This window comes from uncultured Bacteroides sp. (assembly GCF_949298305.1).
In the GTDB taxonomy this organism is placed as follows: Bacteria; Bacteroidota; Bacteroidia; order Bacteroidales; family Bacteroidaceae; genus Bacteroides.
Map to the genome: position 1 here is coordinate 1 of NZ_CASFWU010000140.1, position 6,017 is coordinate 6,017.

General features: G+C 55.7%; 5 protein-coding genes and 1 pseudogene. 4 read left to right on the forward strand and 2 right to left on the reverse strand.

Annotated elements, in window-relative coordinates:
- A pseudogene (locus Q1Y74_RS13435) lies at window positions 1–991 on the reverse strand (ATP-dependent Clp protease ATP-binding subunit); the annotation flags it as partial.
- Window positions 992–1,187: 196 nt separating this feature from the next.
- On the opposite strand from Q1Y74_RS13435, the gene Q1Y74_RS13440 reads away from it, so the two are divergent.
- From Q1Y74_RS13440 to Q1Y74_RS13455, 4 genes are all read left to right on the forward strand, one after another.
- On the forward strand, window positions 1,188–1,757 hold the full coding sequence (locus tag Q1Y74_RS13440) for a DUF6621 family protein (RefSeq protein WP_300814802.1): 570 nt from the start codon (window positions 1,188–1,190) through the stop codon (window positions 1,755–1,757).
- 132 nt (window positions 1,758–1,889) lie between these two features.
- Window positions 1,890–2,150: an OadG family protein gene (locus Q1Y74_RS13445; RefSeq protein WP_300814803.1), complete on the forward strand. Its 261-nt coding sequence runs from the start codon at window positions 1,890–1,892 to the stop codon at window positions 2,148–2,150.
- 38 nt (window positions 2,151–2,188) lie between these two features.
- A complete protein-coding gene (locus Q1Y74_RS13450; protein WP_300814804.1) occupies window positions 2,189–4,027 on the forward strand; it encodes a biotin/lipoyl-containing protein in 1,839 nt (612 codons plus the stop codon).
- Window positions 4,027–5,262 (forward strand): sodium ion-translocating decarboxylase subunit beta, encoded by a 1,236-nt coding sequence (locus Q1Y74_RS13455; protein WP_300814805.1) that lies wholly within the window; start codon window positions 4,027–4,029, stop codon window positions 5,260–5,262. The genes Q1Y74_RS13450 and Q1Y74_RS13455 overlap by 1 nt, the downstream gene beginning before the upstream one ends.
- Window positions 5,263–5,705: 443 nt before the next feature.
- Here the strand turns inward: Q1Y74_RS13455 and Q1Y74_RS13460 are convergent.
- Window positions 5,706–6,017: TolC family protein (locus tag Q1Y74_RS13460; protein WP_300814806.1), on the reverse strand; the 312-nt coding region annotated here is incomplete at its 5' end.

Here is a 6,017-nt window from a genome sequence, read left to right on the forward strand (position 1 = left end):
TCGTAGCGTTCCTTCAGTCCACGCAGGATGGAGATGGTGCTCAGCGTGTCGGGTTCGTTCACCATGACGGTCTGGAAACGACGTTCCAAGGCCTTGTCCTTCTCAAAGTACTTCTGGTACTCGTCGAGGGTGGTGGCACCGATGCTGCGCAGTTCGCCACGGGCCAGGGCAGGCTTCAGGATGTTGGCGGCATCCATGGCGCCTTCGCCCTTGCCTGCACCTACCAGTGTATGAATCTCGTCGATGAAGAGGATGATGTTTCCCTCGGACTTCTTCACCTCGTTGATGACGGCCTTCAGACGCTCCTCGAATTCACCTTTGTACTTGGCGCCGGCCACCAGCGCACCCATGTCCAACGAGTAGACCTGCTTGTCCTTCAGGTTCTCGGGGACGTCGCCGCGCAGGATACGATGGGCCAGACCTTCCACGATGGCAGTCTTGCCGGTACCCGGCTCGCCAATCAGGATGGGGTTGTTCTTCGTACGCCGGCTCAGGATTTGGAGCACACGGCGGATTTCTTCGTCACGCCCGATGACGGGGTCCAGCTTGCCGCTCCGTGCGGCTTCGTTCAGGTTGATGGCATACTTCTCCAGCGACTGATAGGTGTCCTCGCTCGACTGGGAGGTCACTTTGGAGCCCTGGCGCAGTTCGCCGATGGCTGCCCGCAGTTCCTTCTCCGTCATGCCGGCATCTTTCAGGATGCTGGAGGCGGTACTCTTCACGGTGAGCAGGGCCAGCAGGATGGGTTCCAATGAAACGAACTCGTCGCCCATCTCCTTGGAGTACTGCATGGCTTTCTGGAACACCTCGTTGGTCTCACGGCTCAGGTAGGGTTCGCCGCCCGACACCTTGGGCAACGACTCTATCTGCCTGTCCAGAACGAGGGCAATCTGTGTACCGGCTCGATGGCCTGCTGTCCCCGGCTCTGTACCAGGTTCACGGCCTCTTGCACGGCTTCTTGTGCCTTGATGGTAAAGTTGTTGAAATTCATATCTTGTTCTCCTTTCTATTATTTACGTTTCCAATAACACACCAGACGACGCAAAAGATTTGCCAAGCCGCAGGATGTGACATTATTTCAGATTATGTGCCTTGCGCGGATGTCAAAATGTCCTGTTCCTGAACAGGTTTGGGACTTTTGGGGCAGGCGGTGCAAGGTTATGGCTGTGGAACCTCCCGAAAAACGGATGAAAGTTGTACCTTTACGGCTCAAAATACAGAACAAGATAAGTGATGGAGAAAGAAATGCGAGCGTATTAGGACGTACGCTGCCCGACCTGGACCTGCCTGCATGGTTGAGCTATCTGGCTTTGGATGCCGGACTGCGAGAAGGAGAGAACGAGATACAGGTTATTCTGATACGTGATGATGCTACCTGTAGTCTGAAGGGATGCAGCCCGTCGGAACTGGAACAATTGAGAGGACAGGCATGTCGTACTCCGCTGGGTGAATTTGTGTTTGCCGAAGCTTCACCTGCCGGGATGACCGATACGGAAGACCTGTTCATGGATCTGATGACACTGGCACTGGATGCAAAGTCCGTAAAATCGCTGACTCTGCTGCCCGACGGAAACACTTACGGCAACAGGGTGGCAGAACGGCTACAGGAACTGCTGAAGGACAAGGAGGCGGCCGTGCGTGAGAAACCGTTCCTCCTCACCCTGGAGAAGCCTGCCGTTGCTGCCTGCTTCCGCCGGGACAGTCTGGTCTATTCGCTGTTGCGCACATGGGGTGTCCGTGCCGATGAGTTTGCTTGACATACAATGAGTGTGGCTTACGATTTAGCATAATTTATCAGGAATAGAAAACAGTTTTACATAAATAATTGCTAATTTCGGGCAATTTTTTACGGGACACATCGGAATCGTTACAACTAAAACAATATAAGTATGGAGAATTTGAACATCGCTCTTTTGTTGATGGTCGTGGGTATGGCAACGGTGTTTGCCATTCTGCTGATTGTCATTTATCTGGGAAAAGGGCTCATCGCGCTGGTCAACAAGTACGCGCCCGAAGAGGCGGCGCCCGCCAAACAGACTGCGGCCAACGAGCCCGCACCGGTTCCCGCCAACATCATGGCTGCCATTCATGCAGCGGTAAGTGTAGTGACACATGGCAAAGGGAAGGTAACAAAGGTAGAAAAGATTTAATCAGTTAAACAATTACACATTTACACAAACAATAAGGTATGAAAAAAGAAATAAAGTTCAGCCTGGTGTTCAGGGACATGTGGCAGAGTGCCGGCAAGTATGTACCCCGTGTAGACCAGCTGGTGAAGGTTGCGCCTGCTATCATTGAAATGGGCTGTTTTGCCCGTGTCGAGACCAATGGCGGCGGTTTTGAACAAGTGAATCTGCTTTTCGGCGAGAATCCCAATAAGGCTGTGCGTGCCTGGACCAAGCCTTTCCACGAGGCCGGCATACAGACCCACATGCTGGACCGTGCACTGAACGGCCTGCGCATGAGCCCCGTTCCGGCCGATGTCCGCAAGCTGTTCTACAAGGTTAAGAAAGCACAAGGAACCGACATCACCCGTACGTTCTGCGGCCTGAACGATGTCCGCAACATCGCTCCATCCATCAAGTATGCCCACGAGGCCGGCATGATTTCACAATGCTCCTTATGTATCACTCATTCACCCATACATACGGTTGAATATTATACCGACATGGCTCTACAACTCATTAAGCTGGGAGCCGATGAAATCTGCATCAAGGACATGGCAGGCATCGGACGCCCGGTGTCGCTCGGTAAGATTGTGGCCAACATTAAAGCTGCCCATCCCGACATACCGGTTCAGTATCACAGCCATGCGGGACCCGGCTTCAACATGGCCAGCATTCTCGAAGTCTGTGAGGCGGGTTGCGACTATATTGATGTGGGCATGGAGCCGCTTTCGTGGGGTACGGGACACGCCGACCTGCTCAGCGTGCAGGCCATGCTGAAGGATGCCGGATTCCAGGTACCCGAAATCAACATGGAGGCCTATATGAAGGTACGCGCGCTGATACAGGAGTTCATGGACGACTTTCTGGGTCTCTACATCAGTCCTCGCAACCGCCTGATGAACTCCCTGCTCATTGCTCCGGGGTTGCCCGGCGGTATGATGGGAAGCCTCATGGCCGACTTGGAGACCAATTTGGAGTCCATCAACAAGTATAAGGCAAAGCGCAACTTGCCCTTCATGACGCAAGACCAGCTGCTCATCAAGCTCTTCAATGAAGTGTCTTACGTATGGCCGCGTGTGGGCTATCCTCCTTTGGTGACGCCTTTCAGCCAGTATGTGAAGAATCTGGCCATGATGAACGTCATCGCCATGGAGAAGGGCAAGGAACGTTGGGGCATGATTGCCGATGACATCTGGGACATGATTCTGGGCAAGGCCGGCAAGCTGCCCGGACAGCTGGCGCCTGAAATCATCGAGAAGGCGGAGCGCGAAGGACGCAAGTTCTTCACCGGCAACCCGCAGGACAATTATCCCGACGCCCTCGACAAGTACCGCAAGATGATGAAGGAAAACAAGTGGGAGACGGGTGAGGACGACGAAGAACTCTTCGAGTATGCCATGCACCCTGCACAGTACGAGGCCTACAAGAGCGGCAAGGCGAAGGAAGACTTCCTGGCCGACGTGGAGAAGCGCCGCGCCGAGCAGGACAAGACGCCTCAGGACGACAGCAAACCCAAGACACTGACCGTGCAGGTGGAAGGCCAGGCCTATCGGGTGACGGTGGCCTACGGAGACATTGACCTGCCTGCATCGGCCACGGCTGCCATCGAGGCTCCCGCCGTAGGACCGGGCAAAGACATTCCGGCCCCGTTGGAAGGCAAGTTCTTCCTCACCAAGAACACGCAGGAGACACCTCTGAAGGTGGGCGACCGCGTGAAGAAGGGTGACCTGCTGGGCTATATCGAGGCCATGAAGACCTACAACGCCATCCGGGCGGACTTTGACGGGACAGTATTGGCTATCTGCGTCAATCCGGGTGATTCGGTTTCTGAAGATGATGTATTAATGAAGATAGGATAATGGAAGATATATTTGCAAAGCTCTATGACATGACGGCCTTCAGCAATATCATTGCCGACCCGTCCTTCCTCGTGATGTATGCCATTGCCTTCGTGCTGCTCTACCTGGGCATCAGGAAGCACTACGAACCCCTGCTGCTCGTGCCCATCGCCTTCGGCGTGCTTATTGCCAACTTTCCCGGCGGCGAAATGGGCGTGATACAGGCCGACGAGAACGGAATGGTATTGGTCAACGGGGTGATGAAGAACATCTGGGAGATGCCCCTCCACGAGATAGCCCACGAACTGGGCCTGATGAACTTCATCTACTATATGCTGATTAAGACCGGCTTCCTGCCGCCCGTCATCTTCATGGGTGTGGGTGCCCTGACCGACTTCGGCCCCATGCTGCGCAACCTGCGCCTCTCCATCTTCGGCGCGGCCGCCCAGCTGGGCATTTTCACCGTGCTGCTTTGTGCCGTGCTGATGGGCTTCACGCCGAAAGAAGCTGCTGCGTTGGGTATCATCGGCGGTGCCGACGGGCCCACAGCCATCTTCACTACCATCAAGCTGGCGCCCCATCTGTTGGGTCCTATCGCCATAGCGGCCTATTCCTACATGGCACTGGTGCCGGTCATCATTCCGCTGGTCGTTAAGCTGCTGTGCAGCAAGAAGGAGCTGATGATCAACATGAAGGAACAGGAGAAGCTCTATCCTTCCAAGACCGAGATTAAGAATTTGCGTGTCCTGAAGATTATCTTCCCCATCGCCGTTACTACCATCGTGGCCTTGTTTGTGCCTACGGCAGTGCCCCTCATCGGTATGTTGATGTTCGGTAACCTCATCAAGGAAATAGGCTCGGACACCAGCCGCCTCTTCGACGCCGCCGCTAACAGCATCATGAACGCCGCTACCATCTTCCTGGGTCTCAGTGTGGGCGCCACCATGACGAGCGAAGCCTTCCTCAACTGGACTACCATCGGTATCGTCATCGGCGGTTTCCTGGCGTTTGCCTTGTCCATCTCGGGTGGCATTCTGTTCGTCAAGCTGGTCAATCTCTTCTCCAAGAAGAAAATCAATCCGCTCATTGGCGCAACGGGACTGAGCGCTGTGCCCATGGCCAGTCGCGTCTGCAACGAGATTGCCACCAAGTACGACCCCAAGAACCACGTGCTCAACTACTGCATGTCCAGCAACATCTCGGGTGTGATAGGCTCGGCGGTGGCGGCCGGCGTACTGATTTCCTTCCTGGGATAAAGGCGGCAAAGGTAATACATGAGAACAACCGCGCCCCCGGCGAGGGGGGCGGACAGGACAGAGAGAGGGCATCCCCTGCGGGTGGATGCCCTCTCTCTTGTCATTGGGGGGAGGGAGACGGACGGCAGACCGCTGTCCGTAGTCCGGACATGCGGGACGGAAACTCCGGACCTCGGCGGAACAAAGTTCGGAGCTGCGGGGAAGAAACATGCATACCTCGGCGAGAGAAGTCTGTGTCAAGGCTGGACACAACTGTGTCAAGGCTGGACATAATTGTGTCAAGGCTGGACACAGTCGTGTCAAGGCTGGACATGAAGAAGTGATGCCTTGCTTGCCCGTTTTTTCCTGCCGTGCTTTCCGGTTTTTTCCGCCGTGCTCTCCGGCTTTTCCTGCCTTGCCCTCCGGCTTTTCCCGCCCGTAGTCCGGCGGCGCCGGGTCGCCGCTCATTCGCTGACCACCTTCCGGTATTCGGCCACGGCCATCTTCTGTGCCAGGTGGGCGCTTATCAGGTTGGAGCGCGCCTGTATCCACGACAGCTGGGCGGAGAGCACGTCGGCCATGGCGGCCCTGCCTTCGTTGTACGAGAAGGTGATGAGGCTCAGGCTTTCGTCGGCCAGCTGCATGTTCTCGCGGGCGGTCTTCACTTGCAGGGCGGTCTCCGTCAGCTTGACGTCGGCGGCCGACAGTTCTTCCAGAATGGCATCGGCCAGGTAGCTCTGCTGCAGCCGGCGGATGCCGAGGTAGGCCTTCTGCTG